The sequence below is a fragment of the Pseudomonas sp. HMSC065H01 genome, assembly GCF_001815235.1.
Taxonomy (GTDB): domain Bacteria; phylum Pseudomonadota; class Gammaproteobacteria; order Pseudomonadales; family Pseudomonadaceae; genus Pseudomonas; species Pseudomonas aeruginosa.
This window is the reverse complement of record NZ_KV819916.1, coordinates 1-22,445: the sequence shown is the minus strand read 5'-3', so window position 1 is coordinate 22,445 and position 22,445 is coordinate 1. Positions and strand designations below refer to the sequence as shown.

21 protein-coding genes are annotated in these 22,445 nt (G+C 67.4%); 19 read left to right on the top strand and 2 right to left on the bottom strand.

Annotation, left to right across the window (positions count from 1 at the left end; genetic code table 11):
• Positions 1–38 precede the first annotated feature (38 nt).
• From fimV to HMPREF3014_RS25270, 10 genes are all read left to right on the top strand, one after another.
• On the top strand, positions 39–2,813 hold the full coding sequence (fimV, locus tag HMPREF3014_RS25315) for a motility hub landmark protein FimV (protein WP_023087153.1): 2,775 nt from the start codon (positions 39–41) through the stop codon (positions 2,811–2,813).
• A 21-nt stretch (positions 2,814–2,834) separates the two neighbouring features.
• Positions 2,835–3,692 carry a tRNA pseudouridine(38-40) synthase TruA gene (gene truA / locus HMPREF3014_RS25310; protein ID WP_015502643.1) on the top strand — a complete coding sequence of 286 codons (858 nt, stop codon included), beginning with the start codon at positions 2,835–2,837 and terminating at the stop codon, positions 3,690–3,692.
• Between the two features lie 89 nt (positions 3,693–3,781).
• Positions 3,782–4,417: a phosphoribosylanthranilate isomerase gene (locus tag HMPREF3014_RS25305; RefSeq protein WP_003104200.1), complete on the top strand. Its 636-nt coding sequence runs from the start codon at positions 3,782–3,784 to the stop codon at positions 4,415–4,417.
• A 268-nt stretch (positions 4,418–4,685) separates the two neighbouring features.
• Complete coding sequence (gene accD, locus HMPREF3014_RS25300) at positions 4,686–5,558, top strand: acetyl-CoA carboxylase, carboxyltransferase subunit beta (protein WP_003104199.1); 873 nt, start codon at positions 4,686–4,688, stop codon at positions 5,556–5,558.
• Positions 5,555–6,844: a bifunctional tetrahydrofolate synthase/dihydrofolate synthase gene (gene folC / locus HMPREF3014_RS25295; protein ID WP_023087154.1), complete on the top strand. Its 1,290-nt coding sequence runs from the start codon at positions 5,555–5,557 to the stop codon at positions 6,842–6,844. The genes accD and folC overlap by 4 nt, the downstream gene beginning before the upstream one ends.
• A gap of 3 nt (positions 6,845–6,847) precedes the next feature.
• Entirely contained in the window at positions 6,848–7,507 is a 660-nt protein-coding gene (locus HMPREF3014_RS25290; RefSeq protein ID WP_003147893.1) for an SPOR domain-containing protein, read from the top strand.
• A gap of 73 nt (positions 7,508–7,580) precedes the next feature.
• A complete protein-coding gene (locus tag HMPREF3014_RS25285) occupies positions 7,581–8,123 on the top strand; it encodes a CvpA family protein (RefSeq protein WP_003113932.1) in 543 nt (180 codons plus the stop codon).
• Between the two features lie 221 nt (positions 8,124–8,344).
• Positions 8,345–9,850: an amidophosphoribosyltransferase gene (gene purF, locus HMPREF3014_RS25280; protein WP_003091383.1), complete on the top strand. Its 1,506-nt coding sequence runs from the start codon at positions 8,345–8,347 to the stop codon at positions 9,848–9,850.
• 16 nt (positions 9,851–9,866) lie between these two features.
• Positions 9,867–11,078, top strand: coding sequence for an O-succinylhomoserine sulfhydrylase (locus HMPREF3014_RS25275; protein WP_003113933.1), 1,212 nt, complete (start codon positions 9,867–9,869; stop codon positions 11,076–11,078).
• Positions 11,075–11,842, top strand: coding sequence for an SDR family oxidoreductase (locus tag HMPREF3014_RS25270; protein WP_003103539.1), 768 nt, complete (start codon positions 11,075–11,077; stop codon positions 11,840–11,842). The genes HMPREF3014_RS25275 and HMPREF3014_RS25270 overlap by 4 nt, the downstream gene beginning before the upstream one ends.
• An 86-nt stretch (positions 11,843–11,928) precedes the next feature.
• On the opposite strand, the gene xcpQ is transcribed toward HMPREF3014_RS25270, so the two are convergent.
• Together xcpQ and xcpP are read right to left on the bottom strand one after the other, a co-directional pair.
• On the bottom strand, positions 11,929–13,905 hold the full coding sequence (xcpQ, locus tag HMPREF3014_RS25265; RefSeq protein WP_009876788.1) for a GspD family T2SS secretin variant XcpQ: 1,977 nt from the start codon (positions 13,903–13,905) through the stop codon (positions 11,929–11,931).
• A gap of 4 nt (positions 13,906–13,909) precedes the next feature.
• Positions 13,910–14,617 carry a type II secretion system protein N gene (xcpP, locus tag HMPREF3014_RS25260; protein ID WP_003119750.1) on the bottom strand — a complete coding sequence of 236 codons (708 nt, stop codon included), beginning with the start codon at positions 14,615–14,617 and terminating at the stop codon, positions 13,910–13,912.
• 219 nt (positions 14,618–14,836) lie between these two features.
• Here xcpP and xcpR point away from each other — a divergent pair, with 219 nt between their 5' ends.
• From xcpR to xcpZ, 9 genes are read left to right on the top strand one after another with little or no spacing between them, the layout of a single operon-like run.
• A complete protein-coding gene (gene xcpR, locus HMPREF3014_RS25255) occupies positions 14,837–16,345 on the top strand; it encodes a GspE family T2SS ATPase variant XcpR (RefSeq protein ID WP_003091377.1) in 1,509 nt (502 codons plus the stop codon).
• On the top strand, positions 16,345–17,562 hold the full coding sequence (gene xcpS / locus HMPREF3014_RS25250; RefSeq protein WP_003091376.1) for a GspF family T2SS innner membrane protein variant XcpS: 1,218 nt from the start codon (positions 16,345–16,347) through the stop codon (positions 17,560–17,562). The genes xcpR and xcpS overlap by 1 nt, the downstream gene beginning before the upstream one ends.
• A gap of 4 nt (positions 17,563–17,566) precedes the next feature.
• A complete protein-coding gene (xcpT, locus tag HMPREF3014_RS25245; RefSeq protein WP_003119751.1) occupies positions 17,567–18,013 on the top strand; it encodes a GspG family T2SS major pseudopilin variant XcpT in 447 nt (148 codons plus the stop codon).
• Between the two features lie 6 nt (positions 18,014–18,019).
• Positions 18,020–18,538, top strand: coding sequence for a GspH family T2SS minor pseudopilin variant XcpU (gene xcpU / locus HMPREF3014_RS25240; protein WP_003103530.1), 519 nt, complete (start codon positions 18,020–18,022; stop codon positions 18,536–18,538).
• Positions 18,535–18,924, top strand: a complete 390-nt coding sequence (xcpV, locus tag HMPREF3014_RS25235) for a GspI family T2SS minor pseudopilin variant XcpV (protein ID WP_003103528.1) — start codon at positions 18,535–18,537, stop codon at positions 18,922–18,924. Before xcpU ends, xcpV begins: the two co-directional genes overlap by 4 nt.
• The gene (gene xcpW / locus HMPREF3014_RS25230) at positions 18,921–19,634 is read left to right on the top strand and encodes a GspJ family T2SS minor pseudopilin variant XcpW (RefSeq protein WP_015649166.1); all 714 of its coding nucleotides are present in this window, start codon (positions 18,921–18,923) and stop codon (positions 19,632–19,634) included. The genes xcpV and xcpW overlap by 4 nt, the downstream gene beginning before the upstream one ends.
• Entirely contained in the window at positions 19,631–20,632 is a 1,002-nt protein-coding gene (xcpX, locus tag HMPREF3014_RS25225) for a GspK family T2SS minor pseudopilin variant XcpX (RefSeq protein ID WP_003091371.1), read from the top strand. The genes xcpW and xcpX overlap by 4 nt, the downstream gene beginning before the upstream one ends.
• Complete coding sequence (gene xcpY, locus HMPREF3014_RS25220; protein ID WP_003103522.1) at positions 20,629–21,777, top strand: GspL family type II secretion system protein XcpY; 1,149 nt, start codon at positions 20,629–20,631, stop codon at positions 21,775–21,777. Before xcpX ends, xcpY begins: the two co-directional genes overlap by 4 nt.
• A 1-nt stretch (position 21,778) precedes the next feature.
• On the top strand, positions 21,779–22,303 hold the full coding sequence (xcpZ, locus tag HMPREF3014_RS25215; RefSeq protein WP_003091369.1) for a GspM family type II secretion system protein XcpZ: 525 nt from the start codon (positions 21,779–21,781) through the stop codon (positions 22,301–22,303).
• The last annotated feature ends 142 nt before the right edge of the window (positions 22,304–22,445 follow it).

Sequence of the window (22,445 nt, the reverse complement as noted above, 5' to 3'; positions counted from 1 at the left end):
TGAAACGAGAAAAGATATTAAAACCAAGGGATTACACTATGGTTCGGCTTCGTACACTGGTTCGGGCAATCGCGGCGGCCTCGGTCCTGACTTCCGGCATGGCGCATGGATTGGGACTGGGGGAAATCACCCTGAAGTCGGCGTTGAACCAACCGTTGGATGCCGAGATCGAGCTGCTCGAAGTTCGTGACCTGGGTTCGGGCGAGGTGATCCCGAGCCTGGCGTCGCCGGAAGAGTTCAGCAAGGCGGGCGTCGATCGCCTGTACTACCTCACCGACCTGAAGTTCACGCCGGTGGTGAAGCCCAACGGCAAGAGCGTCATTCGCGTGACCTCGTCGAAGCCGGTGCAGGAGCCCTACCTGAACTTCCTGGTCCAGGTGCTCTGGCCGAACGGCCGCCTGCTGCGCGAGTACACCGTCCTGCTGGATCCGCCGCTGTACTCCCCGCAGGCCGCGGCAAGCGCTCCGCAAGCGCCGGTCAGCGCGCCGCGCGTGACCGGCGCCCCGCGAGCCCCGCAGGTTCCGGCTCCGGTGCGTACCACCGCGCCGGCAGGCAGCGACACCTATCGCACCGTTTCCAACGACACGCTCTGGGAGATCGCCCAGCGCAACCGTACCGATCGCGTTTCCGTACCCCAGGCGATGCTTGCGTTCCAGGAACTGAATCCGGGCGCCTTCGTCGATGGCAACATCAACCGGCTGAAGAGCGGCCAGGTCCTGCGCATTCCCACCGAACAGCAGATGCTGGAGCGCTCGCCGCGCGAGGCGCTGTCCCAGGTGCAGGCGCAGAACCAGAGCTGGCGCGGCAGCCGCAATCCGGCCGCGGGCAGCGCTGGCGCCAGGCAGTTGGATGCGACCCAGCGCAATGCCGCCGGGTCGGCGCCATCCAAGGTCGACGCCACGGACAACCTGCGCCTGGTGTCTGGCGAAGGCAAGGCCAGCAAGGGGGCCGACAAGGGCGGGAAGGGCGACAGCAAGGCGATCGCCGATACCCTGGCGGTGACCAAGGAAAGCCTCGACAGCACTCGCCGCGAGAACGAGGAATTGCAGAGCCGCATGCAGGATCTGCAGAGCCAACTGGACAAGCTGCAGAAGTTGATCCAGTTGAAGGACGCCCAGTTGGCCAAGCTGCAAGGGCAGTTGGGCGCAGAAGGCCAGGGCGCAGCCCAGCCGAACGCAGCCCTGCCGGATGCGTCCCAGCCCAATGCAGCCGCGCAGGCGCCGGCTCAGCCCGGGACTCCCGCTGCGGCAGCGCCGACTCCTGCTCCGGCCGGAGAAGCACCCGCCGCTCCGGCGCAGCCTCCGGTGGCGCCGCCGCCCGCGCCAGCTGCCGAGAAGCCTCCGGCACCTGCCGTTCCGGCGCCCGCTCCGGTACAGGCGGCAGAACAGCCGGCACCGAGCTTCCTCGACGAACTGCTGGCCAACCCGCTGTGGTTGGCGGTGATCGGCGGTAGCGCACTGCTGGCGTTGCTGGTGCTGCTGATGATCCTGTCGCGGCGCAATGCGCAGAAAGAGAAGGAAGAAGCCCAGGCTTTCGCCGCGGATGCCGGCGAGGAACAGGAGGATGCGCTGGACCTGGGAAAGGACGGCTTCGACGACCTGACCCTCGACGAGCCTGAACCGCAGGTCGCAGCCGCTGCGCCGCAGGTCGAGAAGACCACCGCGCAGACTTCCGATGCGCTGGGCGAGGCCGACATCTATATCGCCTACGGGCGTTTCAACCAGGCCGCCGAACTGTTGCAGAACGCCATCTACGACGAGCCGCAGCGCACCGACCTGCGCCTCAAGCTGATGGAAGTCTATGCCGAGATGGGCGATCGCGAAGGTTTCGCTCGCCAGGAAAACGAGCTGCGCGAAATCGGCGGCGCACAGCCGCAGGTCGAGCAGCTCAAGTCGCGCTATCCGGCAATGGTCGCGGTCGCCGCGGTTGCCGGCCTGGCCGGCGCCAAGCTGGCGCAGGACGAGCTGGATAGTTTCAGCCTCGACGACCTGTCGCTCGACGACAGCGGTCACGCGGCCAAGCCGGATGCGGCAGGACAGGATCTCGACGACGCCTTCGACCTGAGCCTGGACGACCTGGGTGGCGGCGATCTTGGCAGCGACGACGTGCAGGCCGACCTCAAGTCCGACAGCGGGGCGCTGGACGACCTGACCCTGGACAGCGATCTGGACCTGGCGGCCTCGACCGCGGCGGACAAGCCTGTCGACGATCTCGACTTCGGCCTGGATTTCGCGGAGTTGGCAGAGACTCCGAGCCAACCCAAGCATGACGACCTGGGCGATTTCTCCCTGGATCTCGATGCGCCGGAAGACAAGCTTTCGGACGACGACTTCCTGCTTTCGCTGAACGACGAGGTGCCCGCCGCGGCGCCAGCCGACAACGAATTCACCCTCGATACCGAGGCTGCCGAAGAGCCGGCGTTGTCCCTGCCGGACGACTTCGACCTGTCGCTGGCCGACGAGCCGACGGAGCCGGCCGCTCCGGAGAAGGGCGAGGACAGTTTCGCCGCCCAGTTGGACGAGGTGAGTGCGCAGTTGGACGAGTTGGCCAGCAACCTTGACGAGCCGAAGAGCGCGGCGCCGAGTTTCTCCGCCGAGGATGCAGCGGTCGCCTCCGCCCTGGACGGAGACGCCGACGATGACTTCGACTTCCTCTCCGGTGCCGACGAAGCGGCGACCAAGCTGGATCTGGCTCGCGCTTATATCGACATGGGCGATAGCGAAGGCGCGCGCGATATCCTCGACGAAGTCCTGGCCGAAGGTAACGACAGCCAGCAGGCGGAAGCCCGCGAGTTGCTGGAGCGCCTGGCCTGATCCGGAAATGAAGCGACCCTCATGAACGATGTTGTTCCGCCAGCGGCAGCCGAATCGGCTGCCGCTGGCGTTTCCAGAATCGCCCTCGGCATCGAGTACAAGGGCTCCCGCTATCGTGGCTGGCAGCGCCAGGAAGCCGGCGTGCCTTCCGTGCAGGAAGCGCTGGAGCGCGCCTTGTCGAAGGTTGCCGCCGAGCCGGTCGGGGTGATCTGCGCCGGCCGTACCGACGCTGCCGTTCATGCCAGCGGCCAGGTGGTGCATTTCGACACCGTGGTGGAGCGCCCGTTGAAAGCATGGGTGATGGGCACCAACGCCAACCTGCCCGCGGATATCAGTGTGACCTGGGCGAGGGTGATGCCGGCGCATTTCCACGCGCGCTTCTCGGCCATGGCCCGGCGCTATCGCTACGCCATCTACAACGATCCGATCCGCCCGGCGCACCTGGCCGAGGAGGTCACCTGGAACCATCGGCCGCTGGATATCGGGCGGATGCGCGAGGCGGCCCAGGTACTGGTCGGCACCCATGACTTCACCTCGTTCCGGGCGGTGCAGTGCCAGGCCAAGTCGCCGGTCAAGACCATGCATCACGTGCGCTTGCTGGAGCATGGTCGGTTGATCGTGCTGGACATCCGCGGTAACGCTTTCCTTCACCATATGGTGCGCAACATCGCTGGCGTCCTGATGACCATCGGTGCCGGCGAGCGGCCGATCGAATGGGCGAAGGAGGTGCTCGAGGCGCGCGACCGGCGCGCCGGTGGGGTCACCGCTCACCCCTACGGACTCTATCTGGTGCGGGTGGAGTACCCCGGGGAGTTCGAGTTGCCCGAGCGCTACCTGGGGCCGCATTTCCTTTCCGGATTGCCCGATATCGTCGGCTGACGTCGAATCGGGCTTTTGCTACCATCGAGAATTCCCGCCGGACCGGCCGTCCGGCGGTTCGTCGCTCACTCGCCGAGGATTCTCCGTCGTTGCCAGCCGTTCGCATCAAGATCTGCGGTATCACCCGAGTCGAGGACGCCCTGGCCGCCGCCGCGGCGGGCGCCGATGCCATCGGCCTGGTGTTCTATGCGAAGAGCCCGCGGGCGGTGGATATCCATCGGGCGCGGGAAATCGTTCGTGCCCTGCCGCCGTTCGTGACCAGCGTCGGCCTGTTCGTCAACGCCAGCCGCTGCGAACTGGGCGAGATTCTCGATGCGGTGCCGCTGGACCTGCTGCAATTCCATGGCGACGAGCGCGCCGAGGACTGCGAGGGGCATCGGCGACCCTACCTGAAAGCCCTGCGGATGAAGCCCGGCGACGACATCGTCGGGCGCGCGGCGGCATATCCGGGAGCTGCCGGGATTCTCCTGGATACCTATGTGGAAGGCGTGCCCGGCGGCACGGGGGCGGCGTTCGACTGGTCGCTGGTGCCGACCGACCTGGGCAAACCCTTGGTGCTGGCCGGCGGTCTGACGCCGGATAACGTCGGCAGGGCAGTCGAGCAGGTCAAGCCCTACGCGGTGGACGTCAGCGGTGGCGTCGAGGCGAGCAAGGGAATCAAGGATGCGGCGAGGGTCCGCGCGTTCGTGGACGCGGTGCGTTCGCGGCGCCGCGACGAGACATGATGTGACGACGGGCGGCTCGCCGCCGTCCACTAGCGTGTCGCCGTTTCCGCGACAACGCCCGGCCGCCGATAGGGAGGCCAGATATTTCGCGATAGCCGCTCGCCGGGTATCGCCCAGGTGACCGCGCAGGCGGGGGATGGGACAGGCCGCGAAACGTTTCGCAGCCGTGGGGCCCACCGCTGCCGGCGGTCACGAAGATGAATTTGCTCAGGGACGCCGTCACCGGATCGGTGCGGCCATCCCGACCTTGCACTGGAGAACAAAGAGCATGAGCAACTGGCTGGTAGACAAGCTGATCCCTTCCATCATGCGTTCCGAGTCCCAGAAGAGTTCGGTACCGGAAGGCCTGTGGCACAAATGCCCGTCCTGCGAAGCCGTGCTGTACCGTCCGGAGCTGGAAAAGACCCTGGATGTCTGCCCGAAGTGCGATCACCACATGCGCATCAACGCGCGTACCCGCCTGGACATCTTCCTCGATGAGGACGGTCGCGAGGAGTTGGGTGCCGACCTCGAGCCGGTGGACCGTCTGAAATTCCGCGACAGCAAGAAGTACAAGGATCGCCTCGCCGCGGCACAGAAGGACACCGGCGAGAAGGACGCGCTGATCGCCATGAGCGGCAAGCTGCAGGGTATGCCGGTGGTCGCCTGCGCCTTCGAGTTCTCCTTCATGGGCGGTTCGATGGGCGCCATCGTCGGCGAGCGCTTCGTTCGCGCAGCCAACGTCGCCCTGGAGAAGCGCTGCCCGCTGATCTGCTTCTCCGCCTCCGGCGGCGCGCGCATGCAGGAAGCGCTGATCTCGCTGATGCAGATGGCCAAGACCTCGGCGGTCCTGGCGCGCCTGCGCGAAGAAGGCATCCCGTTCGTCTCGGTATTGACCGACCCGGTCTACGGCGGCGTTTCCGCCAGCCTGGCGATGCTCGGCGACGTGATCGTCGGCGAACCCAAGGCGCTGATCGGCTTCGCCGGTCCCCGCGTGATCGAGCAGACCGTCCGCGAGAAGCTGCCGGAAGGCTTCCAGCGTAGCGAGTTCCTCCTTGAGCATGGCGCCATCGACATGATCGTGCATCGTGCCGAGTTGCGGCCGCGCCTGGCCAATCTGCTGTCGGCCTTCACTCATTCGCCGAGCCCCGTATCCGCATGACCCAGCGTTCCCTGGCCGATTGGCTGAGCTATCTCGAACAACTCCATCCGACGGCCATCGACATGGGCCTGGAGCGTTCCCGCGAGGTAGCGCGCCGGCTCGGCCTGGGAAGGCCGGCGAAACGCGTGGTCACCGTTACCGGGACCAACGGCAAGGGCTCCACCTGCGCCCTGCTCGCCGAACTGCTGCGTGAGCAGGGGTTGTCGGTCGGGGTCTACAGCTCGCCGCACCTGCTGCGCTACAACGAGCGGGTGCGGATCGATGGCGTCGAGGCCGGCGATGCGCAACTGTGCGACGCCTTCTCCGCGGTGGAGGCCGCACGTGGCGAGATTTCCCTGACCTATTTCGAAATGGGCACTCTGGCCGCCTTCTGGCTGTTCGAGTGCGCCGGGCTGGACTTCGCGGTGCTGGAAGTCGGCCTTGGCGGGCGCCTGGATGCGGTCAACCTGATCGACGCCGACCTGGCGCTGATCACCAGCATCGGCCTGGACCATGCGGACTGGCTGGGCGATACCCGCGAAAGCGTGGCTTTCGAGAAAGCCGGTATCCTGCGCGCCGGCAAACCGGCCCTGTGCGGCGATCTCGATCCCCCGCAGCCATTGCTGGAGCAGGTGGCTGCGCTGGGGGCACCGCTTTACCTGCGCGGTCGCGACTACGACCTGGCGCTCGCCGATCATGGCTGGCACTGGCGCGGGCTGGCCGCGGACGGCCAGGCGCTGGCGCTGCACGATCTGCCGTTGCTCGGGTTGCCCATGGAAAACGCCGCGCTGGCCCTGCAGGCCTACGCGTTGCTCGAGTTGCCCTGGCAGGCGGAGCGCCTGGCCGAGGCGCTGCGGCGGACCCGGGTGACCGGTCGCCTCGATCGCCGCGACCTGTCCTGGAACGGCCAGCCACGCCAGCTCCTGCTGGACGTCGGGCACAATCCCCAGGCCGCCCAGTACCTGGCGCAACGCCTGCGTGCCGCAGCGCCACGAGGACGCTACCTGGCGGTCTTCGGCCTGCTGGCGGACAAAGACCTGGATGGCGTACTGGAACCCTTGACCGGCTTGGTGCAGGATTGGGCCGTTGCACCGTTGCCGACCCCGCGTTCGCGGCCGGCCGCGGAGCTGGAGGCGGCGCTGATCCTGCGCCAGGTTCCGGCGAGCAGCCATGCGGATATCGCCGCCGCCCTGGACGCGCAGTGCGCCAAGGCTACCGCGGATGATGTCATTCTGCTGTTCGGATCGTTCTATAGCGTGGCCGAAGGCCTGGAATGGCTGGCCCGTAGAACGGATAAGGGGGAGTAAATCATGGCCTTGCTGGAAAGAGGGCTGAAGCAGCGCATCGTCGGGGCGTTGGTGCTGATCGCCCTGGCGGTGATCTTCCTGCCGATGCTGTTCACCCGCGAAGACGAGTCGCGCCAGGTCGTGGTGGAAGCGCCGCCGCGCCCGCAATCGCCGGCCATGCCCAGTGTCGAGGTGCAGCCGACCGAGGTGCCGGAACTGCAGCCCGGCGAAGAAGGCATCGCTCCCGAGATCGTCGAGGAAGGCTCCCCGGCCGCCGCCGGCCAGCCCAGCCAGCCGATCGGCGGCCTGCCGGCGACCCCGCCGGCCACCCAGCCGCCCGCCCAGGCCCAGGCGCCGGCCGCCAGCCTGCCGCCAAGCCAGCCGCAACCGCCCGCTGCGCCGCCGAGCCCGCCGCCCGCGGAGAAGCGCCTGGACGCCAACAACCTGCCGCAGAGCTGGTCGGTACAGCTTGCCAGCCTGTCCAACCGGGCGCGCGCCGAGGAATTGCAGAAGACCCTGCGCTCCCAGGGCTACAACGCCTACATCCGCAGCTTCGACGGGATGAACCGGGTCTTCGTCGGGCCGGTGATCCAGCGCGCCGAGGCGGATCGCCTGCGCGACCAGTTGAGCAAGCAGCAGAAGCTCAACGGCTTCGTCGTGCGCTTCCAGCCGGAACGCGGTTGACCGCGACCCGCGGCTTACCGTCGCGGGCGCGCTCTGCTAAAATGCAGCGCCTTTTCTGCTTGTGGGCTGCATAGTGGCATTTACCTGGGTCGATTGGACGATGGTCGCCATCATCGTCGTTTCCAGCCTGATCAGTCTGAGTCGCGGCTTCGTCAAGGAAGCCTTGTCCCTGCTTACCTGGATAGTCGCCGGCGCGGTGGCCTGGATGTTCGGCGGGGCGCTGGCGCAGCACCTGGGCGAGTACATCCAGACCCCCTCGGCCCGCATCATCGCAGCCTGCGCGCTGCTGTTCATCGCGACCCTGCTGCTCGGGGCGCTGGTCAACTACCTCATCGGCGAACTGATCCGGGTCACCGGCCTCTCCGGCACCGACCGCTTCCTCGGCATGGTCTTCGGCGGTGCGCGCGGCGTACTGCTGGTCGTGCTGCTGGTCGGCCTGCTCAGCCTGGCCCCGGTACAGCAGGACCCTTGGTGGCAGCAGTCGGTGCTGATGCCGCATTTCCTGATGGTTGCCGACTGGTCGAAGAACTTCATTCTCGGTTTCGCCGGCCAGTGGTTGCCGGCCGCGCCGATAACGCCGCCGAGCGGCATCGGCGGGCTGCTTCCCAGCCAGTGATTTTGGCGGGACACTGGCCGAGGCCGGGTCCCGCGGTTTTCCAGGGCGGCGCGTCGATGGCGCGGCGCCGGCGGCACAGGACGTGCCGCGAGCCAGTCGGCGGCGAAGGTCACCGATTCGCGGGAGCCAGCGGCCCACAGGCCCTGGTCAGCTCGATGGTCCGGGACGGACCGATCGCGCTTCCCATCTTTCCAGCTTGAGCCAAGTAGGGGTTGCGTCACATGTGTGGCATCGTCGGTATCGTGGGCAAGTCGAACGTCAATCAGGCGCTGTATGACGCGCTCACCGTCCTCCAACATCGCGGCCAGGACGCTGCCGGTATCGTCACCTGCCATGACGATAAGCTGTACCTGCGCAAGGACAACGGCCTGGTCCGCGACGTCTTCCAGCAGCGCCACATGCAGCGCCTGATCGGCAGCGTCGGCATCGGCCATGTGCGTTACCCGACCGCCGGCAGCTCCAGCTCGGCGGAAGCGCAGCCGTTCTACGTCAACTCGCCCTACGGCATCACCCTGGCGCACAACGGCAACCTGACCAATGTCGAGCAGTTGGCCAAGGAAATCTACGAATCCGACCTGCGCCACGTGAACACCAACTCCGATTCGGAAGTGCTGCTCAACGTGTTCGCCCACGAGCTGGCGGTGCGCAACAAGCTGCAGCCCACCGAGGAGGACATCTTCGCCGCGGTTTCCTGCGTGCACGACCGTTGCGTCGGCGGCTACGCGGTGGTGGCGATGATCACCGGCCATGGCATCGTCGGTTTCCGCGACCCCAATGCGATCCGTCCGATCGTCTTCGGCCAGCGGCATACCGAGAATGGCGTCGAATACATGATCGCCTCCGAGAGCGTGGCCCTGGACGTACTCGGCTTCACCCTGATCCGCGACCTGGCGCCGGGCGAGGCGGTGTACATCACCGAGGAAGGCAAGCTCTATACCCGCCAGTGCGCGAAGGCGCCGAAGTACGCGCCGTGCATCTTCGAGCACGTCTACCTGGCGCGTCCGGATTCGATCATGGACGGCATCTCGGTGTACAAGGCGCGCCTGCGCATGGGCGAGAAGCTTGCCGACAAGATCCTCCGCGAGCGTCCCGACCACGACATCGACGTGGTCATCCCGATCCCGGACACCAGCCGCACCGCGGCGCTGGAACTGGCCAACCGGCTCGGCGTGAAGTTCCGCGAGGGCTTCGTCAAGAACCGCTACATCGGCCGCACCTTCATCATGCCCGGCCAGGCGGCGCGGAAGAAATCCGTGCGGCAGAAGCTCAACGCCATCGAGCTGGAGTTCCGCGGCAAGAACGTGATGCTGGTGGATGACTCCATCGTCCGCGGCACCACCTGCAAGCAGATCATCCAGATGGCCCGCGAGGCCGGGGCGAAGAACGTCTACTTCTGCTCCGCCGCGCCGGCCGTGCGCTACCCCAACGTCTACGGCATCGACATGCCGAGTGCGCACGAGCTGATCGCGCACAATCGCAGCACCGAGGACGTCAGCAAGCTGATCGGCGCCGACTGGCTGGTCTACCAGGACCTGCCCGACCTGATCGACGCGGTCGGCGGCGGCAAGATCAAGATCGATCACTTCGACTGCGCCGTGTTCGACGGCGAGTACGTGACCGGCGACGTCAACGAGGCTTACCTGAACCGGATCGAACAGGCGCGCAACGATGCGACCAAGGCCAAGAGCCAGGCGGTCAGCGCGATCATCGATCTGTACAACGACTGACAAAGGGGAGAGCGGCATGACTCAGGACTGGGATGCCGGGCGTCTCGACAGCGACCTGGAAGGCGCGGCCTTCGACACCCTGGCGGTTCGCGCCGGGCAACGGCGGACGCCGGAGGGCGAGCACGGCGAGGCGCTGTTCACCACTTCCAGCTACGTCTTCCGCACCGCCGCCGACGCGGCCGCGCGGTTCGCCGGCGAAGTGCCGGGCAACGTCTATTCGCGCTACACCAACCCCACGGTACGCACCTTCGAGGAGCGCATCGCCGCCCTCGAAGGAGCCGAGCAGGCGGTGGCCACGGCGTCGGGCATGTCGGCGATCCTCGCCCTGGTGATGAGCCTGTGCAGCTCCGGCGACCACGTGCTGGTCTCGCGCAGCGTGTTCGGCTCGACCATCAGCCTGTTCGACAAGTACTTCAAGCGCTTCGGTATCCAGGTCGACTATCCGCCGTTGAGCGATCTCGCGGCCTGGGAGGCGGCGTGCAAGCCGAATACCAAGCTGTTCTTCGTCGAGTCGCCATCCAACCCGCTGGCCGAGCTGGTGGATATCGCCGCGCTGGCCGAGATCGCCCACGCCAAGGGTGCGCTGCTGGCGGTGGACAACTGCTTCTGCACGCCGGCCCTGCAACAGCCGCTGAAGCTCGGTGCGGACGTGGTGATCCACTCCGCGACCAAGTACATCGACGGCCAGGGCCGGGGCATGGGCGGGGTGGTCGCCGGTCGCGGCGAGCAGATGAAGGAAGTGGTCGGCTTCCTCCGCACCGCCGGACCGACCCTCAGCCCGTTCAACGCCTGGCTGTTCCTCAAGGGCCTGGAAACCCTGCGTATCCGCATGCAGGCGCACAGCGCCAGTGCCCTGGCCCTGGCCGAATGGCTGGAGCGCCAGCCGGGCATCGAGCGAGTCTACTACGCGGGCCTGCCGAGCCATCCTCAGCATGAGTTGGCCCGGCGCCAGCAGAGCGGCTTCGGCGCGGTCGTCAGCTTCGACGTGAAGGGCGGGCGCGATGCCGCCTGGCGCTTCATCGACGCTACCCGGATGGTCTCGATCACCACCAACCTGGGCGACACCAAGACCACCATCGCCCACCCGGCGACCACCTCCCACGGTCGACTGTCCCCCGAGGACCGCGCGCGCGCCGGGATCGGCGACAGCCTGATCCGGGTCGCGGTCGGCCTGGAAGACCTCGACGACCTCAAGGCCGACATGGCTCGGGGGCTGGCCGCGCTGTGATCGAACCCAACCTGCGAGGCAACGGCAAGGTCGCCCTGGTCACCGGGGCGGCCCGGGGCATTGGCCTGGGCATCAGTGCCTGGCTGATCGCCGAGGGCTGGCAGGTAGTGCTTGCCGACAACGACCGTGAACGCGGGGCCAGGGTGGCCGAGGCGCTGGGCGAGCACGCCTGGTTCGTGGCCATGGACGTGGCCCAGGAGGGCCAGGTGGCGATGAGCGTGGCCGAGGTGCTCGGTCAGTTCGGCCGCCTCGACGGCCTGGTCTGCAACGCCGCCATCGCCAATCCGCGCAATACGCCGCTGGAGGCGCTGAGTCTCGGCGAGTGGACCCGGACCCTGGCGGTCAACCTGACCGGTCCGATGCTGCTGGCCAAGTACTGCACGCCTTATCTGCGCGCGCACAATGGCGCCATCGTCAACATCGCCTCGACTCGTGCCCACCAGTCGGAGCCTGACTCCGAGGCCTACGCCGCGAGCAAGGGCGGGTTGCTGGCGCTGACCCATGCCCTGGCCGCCAGCCTGGGCCCGGATATCCGTGTCAATGCGCTCAGCCCCGGCTGGATCGATACCCGCGAGGCCGCCGAGCGCGAGGCTGCGCCGCTGACCGAGCTGGACCACGACCAGCACCTGGTCGGCCGGGTCGGAACGGTGGAGGATGTCGCGTCGCTGGTGGCTTGGCTGCTCTCCGAGGACGCCGGTTTCGTCACCGGCCAGGAATTCCTGGTCGATGGCGGCATGACCCGGAAAATGATCTACCTCGACTGAGTTGGTGGGGAGATGCGGAAAAGGCGCTGTTCCGAAAGGAGCAGCGCCTTTTTTTCGTATGAGGCCGCCTTGCCGGTATGGCGCCGTTATTCCGTCTTCAGTTCGCGCAGATCGACGGCCTGTCCATCGAACAACTGGTTGGCGTTGGTCGGCAGGATGCTGGGTCGTCCCTCCGGGCCGCGAGTGCCGTCGATGACCCGGATGTCGCTGTATTTCTTGCCCGAGAGCGCGGCGAGACCGGCGCTGTCGCGGACCACCGTAGGACGCAGGAAGACCATCAGGTTGCGCTTGGTGTGGGTGTCCTTGGTGGAACGGAACAGGCGACCGAGCAATGGGATGTCCCCGAGCAGGGGAACCTTCGACTCGGCTTGGGAAACGTCGTCCTGGATCAGGCCGCCGATCACGATCACTTGGCCGTTCTCGGCGAGGATGGTGCTCTTGATCGAGCGCTTGCTGGTGATCAGGTCGGTATTGTTGCGCTGCTGGGCGTTGGGCAGCAGGGCCGAGATCTCCTGCTCGATCTCCAGGCGCAGGGCCGCGCCGTCGTTGATGTGCGGAGTGACCTTGAGGCTGACGCCGATATCCTTGCGCTCCACGGTGGTGAACGGGTTGCTCGAACCTTCGCTGTTGGTGGTGTAGGAGCCGGTCTGGAACGGTACGTTCTGGCCGACCAGAATCTCCGCTTTCTGGTTGTCCAGGGTCAACAGGCTCGGGGTCGACAGCAGGTTGCTCTTGGTGTTGGCCGAGAGCGCGGTGACCAGCGCGCCGAAGCTGCTGCTGCCGATGCCGACGATGGCGCCGTCGGGGATGGATTCCGGTGCCTTGTTGCTCTCGAGCGATTGCAGCAGGGTGCCGATGGACAGTCCGGTATTGGCGAAGTTGGTCTTGGTTCCGCCCATGCCGCCCTTGTTGATCGCCCATTGCACGCCGACGGCATCCTGGATGTCGCCGGAGATCTCGACGATGGCCGCCTCCACCAATACCTGGGCACGCGGCACGTCGAGCTGGCGAACGATGTCTTCGAGAGCGTTGACCGTGTCCGGGTCGGCCAGCAGGACCAGGGCGTTGGTGCTTTCGTCGGCACGGATGAGGATGTTGCTCGGTCGGCCGCCGCCGGTCTGTTCGCCGCCCTGGCCGCCATTGTTCTTCATGCCTTCGGAAATCTGGCCGAGGGTTTCCGCGAGGGTCTTGGCGTCGTTATGGCGCAGGCGGATCACCCGGGTGTTGGCCGAGCGCGCGGTCGGGGTGTCCAGCGACTGCGCCAGTTGCACCAGCTTGGCGCGCGCCTGCGGCGGGCCGAGGATGATCAGGCGGTTGGTGCGCGCGTCGGCGATCACCTGGGCGCCCGCCGCGCCCTTGGCCTGGCCGCGGCTCATGGCGTTGTTGAGCACCTCGGCGGCGTCCATCACCCAGCCGTAGCGCAGGTTGATCACGCTGTAGTCGTGGCTGCCCTTCTGGTCGAGTTGGCGGATCACGTCTTCGATTCGCGCGATATTGGCGCTGCGGTCGCTGATGATCAGCGCGTTGGCTGAGGGCACCGCGGCGAGGTGGCCATATTGTGGGACCAGCGGACGGATCAGCGGGATGAGTTCCGATACCGGGCTCTGCTGCACCTGGATCACTCGCGTCTCCAGGCGATCCGGTGCGCTCTGGCCGCCACCGGCCTCGGTCTTGGCCTCAGCGTTGGGCACGATGCGCGCCTGGTCGCCCTGGGCGACCACGGTGAAGCCGTGGGTGCTCATCACCGAGAGGAACAACTGGTAGACCTCGCTCAACGAGAGCTGGGCCTTGGAGACCACGCTGACCTGGCCCTTGACCCGCGGGTCGACGACGAAGGTCTCGCCGGTGATTTCGGAAATCTGGTCGATGAATTCGCGGATGTCGGCATCCTTGAGGTTGATCGTCCAGTGCGCCTCCTGCTGGTTGCCGGCCGGGACGAAGGCGTTCCCGCCGCTGTCTTCGGCGTGCGCCGCCTGGATGCCGAGGGCCAGGCTGAGAAGGACGGCGGGAACGTACGAACGACTGGAAGGGGCAAACAGGGCGCGGAGCAAAGGCTGGGACATCGGGTCAGTCGCTTTCCGTAGGCGTGGTCGTGGGCTCGCTCGAGTCTTCTTCGGCGGGTTCTGCGATGGGCGTGGCTTCCATCTGCTGGCGCAAGGCGTCCAGGCGCTCGCGCAATGCTGCAGCGTTCTCATCCTGCAGGCTTTGCAGTTGTTCGATCGAGTCGTTCTCGCTTGTAATGTCGTCCGCGCTGGCCAGCAGTCCCCCGGAACGGTGCGGGAAGGGCAGGCTTTCCAGGCGCCCGCCGCGCTGCAGTTCGACGCGGTCGCGGTAGACCGCGTGCAGCTTCACGCCGTCGCTGATCTCGCCGCCGACCGCGTAGCGGTGCGGCTTGTCGCCCTGGCGCTGGATGATCGCGCTGGACAGCTTGGGATCGCTCTGGACGAAGCTGCCCTTGAGCACCAGGTCGAGGTTGGTGGCCGGTGGCGGGGCGTTGGGGTCCTGGGCGCTGGTGCCGAAGAGGCGCGCCAGGCGGGTCGGATCGCTGCGGATCGACTCGTGGCTGACCGGCGAGGCGGCGACGGCTACCGGGCTGCGTTGCAGGCGCAACCAGCCGGCCGCCTGCCAGGCGAGGCTGATGCTCATGGCGATGATCAGGGCAACAGCCAGAAGGGCCGGGGCGTACCGCTGCAGCCAGCGGGAAGAGGCGCCGGAGAAAGGCAATACATCACTCCTGGTCTTTATCGTTATGTCTGAAGATCGCCGAGGGATCATAGCAGTTCGTTGCCAGTAGGCTACCTACTTCTATCAATAGGTGTGACTGGCCGGGCCAGGCACGCTTGTGCTTAAGATAACGGCTCGCCAGGATACTTCTGCAAGAGGAACTCGGGATCGGCCGCACAAAACGACTAACAACTAACAATACTGACGGTAACCGTTCAGTGGTCATATACGACCAAGATACTTCTGTAAGGTTACCGCTATAAGGCATCCATGATGACAGCCCCATTACCCGACATCGCCGCGCCGGCCGCACCGCCACGGCGTCTGCCGTTCAGCTTCGCCAAGCGCCAGGGCCTGTTGTTCCTGTGCCTGGAGGAGCAGTACTGGCTGGCCTGCCGGCCGCAGGTGGAGCTGGCGGCGATCGCCGAGGCGCAGCGCTTCGCCGGCCGCCGCCTGCCGCTCAAGGCGCTCGGCGAGGACGCCTTCAACCAGGCCCTGGCGGCCTCCTACCAGCACGACTCCTCGGCGGCCATGCAGCTCGCCGAGGACCTCGGCGGCAGCCTGGACCTCGCCGCGCTGGCCGACCAGGTCCCGGAAACCGAGGACCTGATGGAGCAGGAGGACGACGCGCCGATCATACGCCTGATCAACGCGATCCTCGGCGAGGCGATCCGCGAGAACGCCTCGGACATCCACCTGGAAACCTTCGAGAAACGCCTGGTGGTGCGCTTCCGCGTCGACGGCGTGCTGCGCGAGGTGCTGGAGCCCAAGCGCGAGCTGGCGGCCCTGCTGGTATCGCGGATCAAGGTCATGGCGCGGCTGGACATCGCCGAGAAGCGTATTCCCCAGGATGGGCGGATTTCCCTGCGGGTCGGCGGGCGCGAGGTGGACATCCGCGTCTCGACCCTGCCCTCGGCCAACGGTGAACGGGTGGTGCTGCGTCTGCTCGACAAGCAGGCCGGGCGCCTGAACCTGCAACACTTGGGCATGAGCGAGCGCGACCGCAAGCTGATGGACGAAACGGTGCGCAAGCCGCACGGCATCCTGCTGGTCACCGGCCCCACCGGCTCGGGCAAGACCACCACCCTGTACGCCAGCCTGACCACGCTCAACGACCGCACGCGGAACATCCTCACCGTCGAGGATCCGATCGAATACCACCTGGAGGGCATCGGCCAGACCCAGGTCAACGCCAAGGTCGACATGACCTTCGCCCGCGGCCTGCGGGCGATCCTCCGGCAAGACCCGGACGTGGTGATGGTCGGCGAGATCCGCGACCGGGAGACCGCCGAGATCGCGGTGCAGGCTTCGCTGACCGGCCACCTGGTGCTCTCGACCCTGCACACCAACAGCGCCATCGGTGCGATCACCCGCCTGGTGGACATGGGCATCGAGCCGTTCCTGCTGTCCTCCTCCATGCTTGGCGTGCTGGCCCAGCGCCTGGTGCGGGTGCTCTGCCCGGCGTGCAAGGAGCCCTACCGGGCCGACGAGGCCGAGTGCGCGCTGCTCGGCGTCGATCCCGCCGCGCCGCCGACCCTGCATCGCGCCCGCGGCTGCGGCGAGTGCCACCAGCATGGCTATCGCGGGCGTACCGGTATCTATGAACTGGTGGTGTTCGACGACCACATGCGCTCGCTGATCCACAACGAATCCTCCGAGCAGGAAATGACCCGGCATGCCCGCACCAGCGGACCAAGCATCCGCGACGACGGTCGGCGCAAGGTGCTGGAAGGCGTCACTACGGTCGAGGAAGTCCTGCGCGTGACCCGGGAAGAATAATGGCCGCCTTCGAATACCTCGCCCTCGACCCCAGCGGTCGCCAGCAGAAGGGCGTGCTGGAGGCGGACAGCGCGCGCCAGGTCCGCCAGTTGCTGCGCGAGCGCCAATTGGCGCCGCTCGACGTGAAGCCCACCCGTACCCGCGAGCAGAGCGGGCAGGGCGGGCGCCTGACGTTCGCCCGCGGACTGTCCGCGCGCGACCTGGCATTGGTGACCCGGCAACTGGCGACCCTGGTCCAGGCCGCGTTGCCGATCGAGGAGGCGCTGCGCGCCGCCGCGGCGCAGTCCACCTCGCAGCGCATCCAGTCGATGCTTCTCGCGGTGCGCGCCAAGGTCCTCGAAGGCCATAGCCTGGCCGGCAGCCTGCGCGAGTTTCCCACCGCCTTTCCCGAGCTGTACCGGGCGACTGTGGCTGCCGGCGAGCATGCCGGGCACCTCGGCCCGGTGCTGGAGCAACTTGCCGACTACACCGAGCAGCGCCAGCAGTCGCGGCAGAAGATCCAGCTGGCGCTGCTCTATCCGGTGATCCTGATGGTCGCTTCGCTGGCCATCGTCGGCTTCCTGCTGGGCTACGTGGTGCCCGACGTGGTCCGGGTGTTCATCGACAGCGGGCAGACCCTGCCGCTGTTGACCCGCGTGCTGATCGGCGTCAGCGACTGGGTCAAGGCCTGGGGCGCGCTGGCCTTCGTCGCGGCGATCGGCGGGGTGATCGGCTTCCGCTACGCGCTGCGCAAGGATGCCTTTCGCGAGCGCTGGCATGGCTTCCTGCTGCGCGTGCCGCTGGTCGGTCGGCTGGTGCGTTCCACCGACACCGCGCGCTTCGCCTCGACCCTGGCGATCCTCACCCGCAGCGGCGTGCCGCTGGTGGAGGCGCTGGCGATCGCCGCCGAGGTGATCGCCAACCGGATCATCCGCAACGAAGTGGTCAAGGCCGCGCAGAAGGTCCGCGAGGGCGCTAGCCTGACCCGCTCGCTGGAAGCCACCGGACAGTTCCCGCCGATGATGCTGCACATGATCGCCAGCGGCGAGCGCTCCGGCGAGCTGGACCAGATGCTGGCGCGCACCGCGCGCAACCAGGAGAACGACCTGGCGGCGCAGATCGGCCTGATGGTCGGCCTGTTCGAACCGTTCATGCTGATATTCATGGGCGCGGTGGTGCTGGTCATCGTCCTTGCCATTCTTCTTCCGATCCTTTCTCTCAACCAACTCGTGGGGTAATCGCGTGAATCAGAGCCGCCCATTGCAGCGTCGCCAACAGTCGGGCTTCACCCTGATCGAAATCATGGTCGTGGTGGTCATCCTCGGCATCCTCGCCGCCCTGGTGGTGCCGCAGGTGATGAGCCGTCCCGACCAGGCCAAGGTCACCGTGGCCAAGGGCGACATCAAGGCCATCGCTGCCGCGCTGGACATGTACAAGCTGGACAACTTCGCCTATCCGAGCACCCAGCAGGGCCTCGAGGCGCTGGTGAAGAAGCCCACCGGCAATCCGCAGCCGAAGAACTGGAACAAGGACGGCTACCTGAAGAAGCTGCCGGTCGATCCGTGGGGCAATCCCTACCAGTATCTGGCGCCGGGCACCAAGGGCCCGTTCGACCTGTATTCGCTGGGCGCCGACGGCAAGGAAGGCGGCAGCGACAACGACGCCGACATCGGTAACTGGGACAACTGACCGGACATGCGGGCTTCGCGCGGCTTCACCCTCATCGAGCTGATGGTGGTGATGGTCATCATCAGCGTGCTGATCGGCCTGGCGGTGCTCAGCACCGGCTTCGCCAGCACCTCGCGGGAGCTGGACAGCGAGGCCGAGCGGCTCGCCGGGCTGATCGGCGTGCTGACCGACGAGGCCGTGCTGGACAACCGCGAGTACGGCCTGCGCCTGGAGCGCGATGCCTACCAGGTACTGCGCTACGACGAAGCGAAGGCGCGCTGGTTGCCGGTGGCGCGCGACAGCCACCGCCTGCCGGAGTGGGCGGAGCTGACCTTCGAGCTGGACGGCCAGCCGCTGGTGCTGGCCGGCAGCAAGGGCGAGAAGGAGCAGAAGAAAGGCACCGACCAGCCGCAATTGCTGATCCTCTCCAGTGGCGAACTCAGTCCGTTCCGCCTGCGCCTGGCCGAGCGCGGACCCGAGGGGCGGGCGTTGTCGCTGAGCAGCGACGGTTTCCGCCTGCCACGGGTCGAGGTGGCGCGGCGATGAAGCGCGCGCGTGGTTTCACCCTGCTGGAAGTGCTGGTGGCCCTGGCGATCTTCGCCATGGTCGCGGCCAGCGTGCTCAGTGCCAGCGCGCGCAGCCTGCAGAACGCCTCGCGGCTGGAAGACAAGACCCTGGCGATGTGGATCGCCGACAACCGTCTCAACGAATTGCAACTGGAACAGACGCCGCCCTCCAGCGGCCGCAACCAGGGCGAGCTGGAGTTCGCCGGGCGCCGCTGGGAGTGGCGCACCCAGGTCGACAGCACCGCCGAGCAGGATATGCGGCGGGTGATCGTCTGGGTCGCGGCGAAGCCCCTTGGCCGCGAGCGTGGCAGCATCGAGGAACGCGCCGCGGCGCGCCTCGTCGGTTTCCTCGGGAGCCAGCCATGAGGCTACAGCGGGGCTTCACCCTGCTCGAGCTGCTGATCGCCATCGCCATCTTCGCCCTGCTGGCCCTGGCCACCTACCGCATGTTCGACAGCGTGATGCAGACCGACCAGGCGACTCGCGTGCAGGAGCAGCGCATGCGCGAGCTGGTGCGGGCGATGGGCGCGCTGGAGCGCGACCTGACCCAGGCGGTCGAACGTCCGGTACGCGACGAACTGGGCGATAACCGTGGCGCCTTCCTCAGCGAGGGCGAGAACGACCAGATCGTCGAATTCACCCGTGGCGGCTGGCGCAACCCGCTCGGCCAGGCGCGCTCGCGCCTGCAGCGGGTGCGCTGGTCGCTGTCCGGGGAGACCCTCGAACGCCGCTACTGGCTGGTTCTGGACCGCGCCCAGGACAGCAAGCCACGGGTGCAGCAGGTGCTGGACGGGGTTACCGCGCTGAGCTGGCGCTTCCTCGACAAGGAGCACAACTGGCAGGGCCACTGGCCGACCAACGAAGGCAGCGAGGAGGAGCGCCTGGAAAGCCTGCCGCTGGCGGTGGAGATGACCCTGGAGCACCGCCACTACGGCAAGCTGGTGCGCGTCTGGCGTCTGCTCGATCCGCCGCTCAAGCAGGACCAGCCGCAGGGCCAGCCGGGCGGCGAGAATGGCGAGAACGGCGAGGGCGGGGTGCCGCAGCCGCCGGAAGGCATGCCGGGGGCGCCGGAATGAGGCGCGGGCAGAGCGGCGTCGCGCTGATCACCGTGCTGCTGGTGGTGGCGGTGGTGACCATCGTCTGCGCCGGGCTGATCATCCGCCAGCAGTTGGCGATACGCAGCAGCGCCAACCAGTTGCACGTGCGCCAGGCCTGGCACTATGCGCTGGGCGGCGAACGCCTGGCGGAAGCGGTGCTGCGCCGCGACCTGCGCCAGGGCGGCGAGAATACCCGCGAGCCGGTGGACCACCTGGGCGAGGCCTGGGCTCGACCGATGACGCCGTTCAAGCTGGACGACGGCGGCGAGCTGCGGGTGCGGATCGAGGACCCCAGCGGGCGTTTCAATCTCAACGGACTGGTGCGCAAGCGCAAGGTCAAGCCGGATTCGGTGAAGCAGTTCCGTCGCCTGCTGGCCACCCTGGGGATGAAGGAAGAGATCGTCCAGGGCTTGCCGGACCGGCTGGCCGACTGGCTCGACGCCGACCAGAATCCGCAGGGCGAGCAAGGCGCCGAGGACAACCAGTACCTGCTGGAGGCGCCGGCCTACCGCGCCGCCAACCGCAGTTTCAAGGACGTGTCCGAGCTGCGCCTGCTGAAATTGTCGGAAGCCGACTATCGACGCCTGCTGCCGTTCGTCAGCGCCTTGCCCGAAGATGCGCCGCTGAACGTGAACACTGCCAGCGTGCCGGTGCTGGCCGCCATGTTCGAGATCGATCCGGGACAGGCGGAAAACATCGTGGACGCCCGCGGTCGGGAAGGTTTCCAGAGCAAGGACGATTTCACCAAGCATCTGACCCAGTTGGGTTCGAAGACCGGAAACGTCAGTTATGCCGTCGGCACCCGCTACTTCCAGGTGATCAGCGAGGTCAGCCTGGGCGACCGCCGGCAGGTGCTGGTGAGTACCTTGCAGCGGGGCAAGGACGGCAAGATACGCGTGATGGCCCGCGACATGGGGCAGGGCGGCCTGCCCATCCCGTCGACGGGCGGCGACGATTGGAAGAAGGACGAGCGATGAGTGGAGTGAGTGCGCTGTTCCTGCCGCCCGCCAGCACGGCGGGGGCCGATGGGGAACTGGCGGTGTGGTGGGTGCAGGATGGCGAGTGCCGGCGCGCGCCGTTCGCCCAGGCGCTGGCGGAGATCCGCGCGCCCTGGCGGCTGTACCTGCCGGTGGAGGCGGTGACCGCCTGCGCGGTGAACCTGCCTACACAGAAGGCGCGCTGGTTGCGCCAGTCGCTGCCGTTCGCGGTGGAGGAACAACTGGCCGACGATGTCGAGCAGATGCACCTTGCCCTTGGTCCGGCGCTGGCCGACGGCCGCCACCGGGTATTCGCCGTGCAGCGCACCTGGCTCGCCGCCTGGCTGGCGCTGGCCGAGGGCGCGGGCAAGGCGCCGGCTTCGCTGCATGTCGATGCCGATTGCCTGCCGGGCGAGGGCAGTTGCCTGTTCTGGCTGGAAGAGCGCTGGTTGCTCGGCGGCAGCGGCGCCGTACGCCTGGCCTGCGGCAGCGAGGATTGGCCGGTACTGCGCGACAGTTGCCCGCCGCCGCAGCGGGCCTTCGCCGCGCAGGAGGTGGCGCCCCTGGAGGGGGTGGAAGTCCAGGCCCTGGCGGGCAATCCGCACGTCTGGCTGAGCGAGCAGCCGCTGGGCACCGACCTGGCCCAGGCCGAGTTCGCCGCGCGCCAGCAGAGCAGCCAGTGGCGCCGCTGGCGGCCGCTGCTGGGGTTGGTCGGGCTGTGGTTGGTATTGCAATGGGGCTTCACCCTGGTCCAGGCCTGGCAGTTGCAGCGCGAAGGCGACCGCTACGCGGCGCAGAGCGCAGAACTCTACCGCCAGTTGTTTCCCGAGGACCGCAAGCTGATCAACCTGCGCGCGCAGTTCGACCAGCACCTGGCCGACAGCGCCAGCAGCGGCGGCGAGGGCCAGTTGCTCGGCCTGCTTGGCCAGGCCGCCACGGTGATCGGCGGCGAGCCGACGGTGAGCGTCGAGCAACTGGACTTCAGCGCCGCTCGCGGCGACGTCGCCCTCCAGGTGCGGGCTCCCGGTTTCGACGTGCTGGAACGGCTGCGTTCGCGTCTCAGCGAGTCCGGGCTGGCGGTGCAGCTGGGTTCGGCCAGCCGCGATGGCTCGACGGTCAGCGCGCGCCTGGTGATAGGAGGTTGAGATGAAGGTGATGACGCAATTCCACGAGCGCCTCAGGGCCCAGGCGGAAACCTCGCAGCTGGCGATCCGCTGGCGCGGGCTGCCGGCGCGGGACCGCCTGGCGCTGCTCTGGCTCGGCGCGTTCCTCCTGCTGGTGGTGCTTTACCTGGCGCTGTGGCGCCCGGCCGAGCGCCATCTGCAGTCGGCGCGGCAGTACTTCACCGAACAGCGCGCGCTGCATGCCTACATCCAGCAGCAGGCGCCCAACGTGCGCCAGGCCGATGCCGCGGCGCCACAGGCGCAGATCGACCCGGCGGCGCTGCAGGGCATGGTCACGGCTTCGGCGGCCCAGGCCGGACTGAGTGTCGAGCGCCTCGACAACGAAGGCGAGGGCGCCGTGCAGGTGGCCCTGCAGCCGGCGCCATTCGCCAAGCTGCTGCCCTGGCTGGAGCAGTTGAACGGGCAGGGCGTGCAGGTGGCGGAGGCCGGCCTGGACCGCCAGGTCGACGGCCGGGTCTCGGCGCGCCTGAGCCTGCGGGTCGAGTGAGCGGCCCGTGGCTGGGGCCGGCCTGGGCCCCGGCGCCGACCGTGGCGACAGGCGATCGCCGAAATTTCAAAAAAAATTCAATCAGGGCATTGACTTAGGTTTTTCGGTCGGTAGAATGCGCCCCACTTCGAGAGTGAAGGGT

What these genes read in the sequence shown, in the direction of transcription:
- HMPREF3014_RS25275 (WP_003113933.1), top strand. Translation starts at nt 9,867, where the DNA reads ATGACTCAGGACTGGGATGCCGGGCGTCTCGACAGCGACCTGGAAGGC.
- folC (WP_023087154.1), top strand. Translation starts at nt 5,555, where the DNA reads ATGACCCAGCGTTCCCTGGCCGATTGGCTGAGCTATCTCGAACAACTC.
- fimV (WP_023087153.1), top strand. Translation starts at nt 39, where the DNA reads ATGGTTCGGCTTCGTACACTGGTTCGGGCAATCGCGGCGGCCTCGGTC.
- xcpS (WP_003091376.1), top strand. Translation starts at nt 16,345, where the DNA reads ATGGCCGCCTTCGAATACCTCGCCCTCGACCCCAGCGGTCGCCAGCAG.
- xcpY (WP_003103522.1), top strand. Translation starts at nt 20,629, where the DNA reads ATGAGTGGAGTGAGTGCGCTGTTCCTGCCGCCCGCCAGCACGGCGGGG.
- xcpR (WP_003091377.1), top strand. Translation starts at nt 14,837, where the DNA reads ATGATGACAGCCCCATTACCCGACATCGCCGCGCCGGCCGCACCGCCA.
- accD (WP_003104199.1), top strand. Translation starts at nt 4,686, where the DNA reads ATGAGCAACTGGCTGGTAGACAAGCTGATCCCTTCCATCATGCGTTCC.
- xcpZ (WP_003091369.1), top strand. Translation starts at nt 21,779, where the DNA reads ATGAAGGTGATGACGCAATTCCACGAGCGCCTCAGGGCCCAGGCGGAA.
- xcpQ (WP_009876788.1), bottom strand. Translation starts at nt 13,905, where the DNA reads ATGTCCCAGCCTTTGCTCCGCGCCCTGTTTGCCCCTTCCAGTCGTTCG.
- xcpU (WP_003103530.1), top strand. Translation starts at nt 18,020, where the DNA reads ATGCGGGCTTCGCGCGGCTTCACCCTCATCGAGCTGATGGTGGTGATG.
- xcpX (WP_003091371.1), top strand. Translation starts at nt 19,631, where the DNA reads ATGAGGCGCGGGCAGAGCGGCGTCGCGCTGATCACCGTGCTGCTGGTG.
- HMPREF3014_RS25290 (WP_003147893.1), top strand. Translation starts at nt 6,848, where the DNA reads ATGGCCTTGCTGGAAAGAGGGCTGAAGCAGCGCATCGTCGGGGCGTTG.
- xcpP (WP_003119750.1), bottom strand. Translation starts at nt 14,617, where the DNA reads ATGATCCCTCGGCGATCTTCAGACATAACGATAAAGACCAGGAGTGAT.
- purF (WP_003091383.1), top strand. Translation starts at nt 8,345, where the DNA reads ATGTGTGGCATCGTCGGTATCGTGGGCAAGTCGAACGTCAATCAGGCG.
- xcpV (WP_003103528.1), top strand. Translation starts at nt 18,535, where the DNA reads ATGAAGCGCGCGCGTGGTTTCACCCTGCTGGAAGTGCTGGTGGCCCTG.
- truA (WP_015502643.1), top strand. Translation starts at nt 2,835, where the DNA reads ATGAACGATGTTGTTCCGCCAGCGGCAGCCGAATCGGCTGCCGCTGGC.
- xcpW (WP_015649166.1), top strand. Translation starts at nt 18,921, where the DNA reads ATGAGGCTACAGCGGGGCTTCACCCTGCTCGAGCTGCTGATCGCCATC.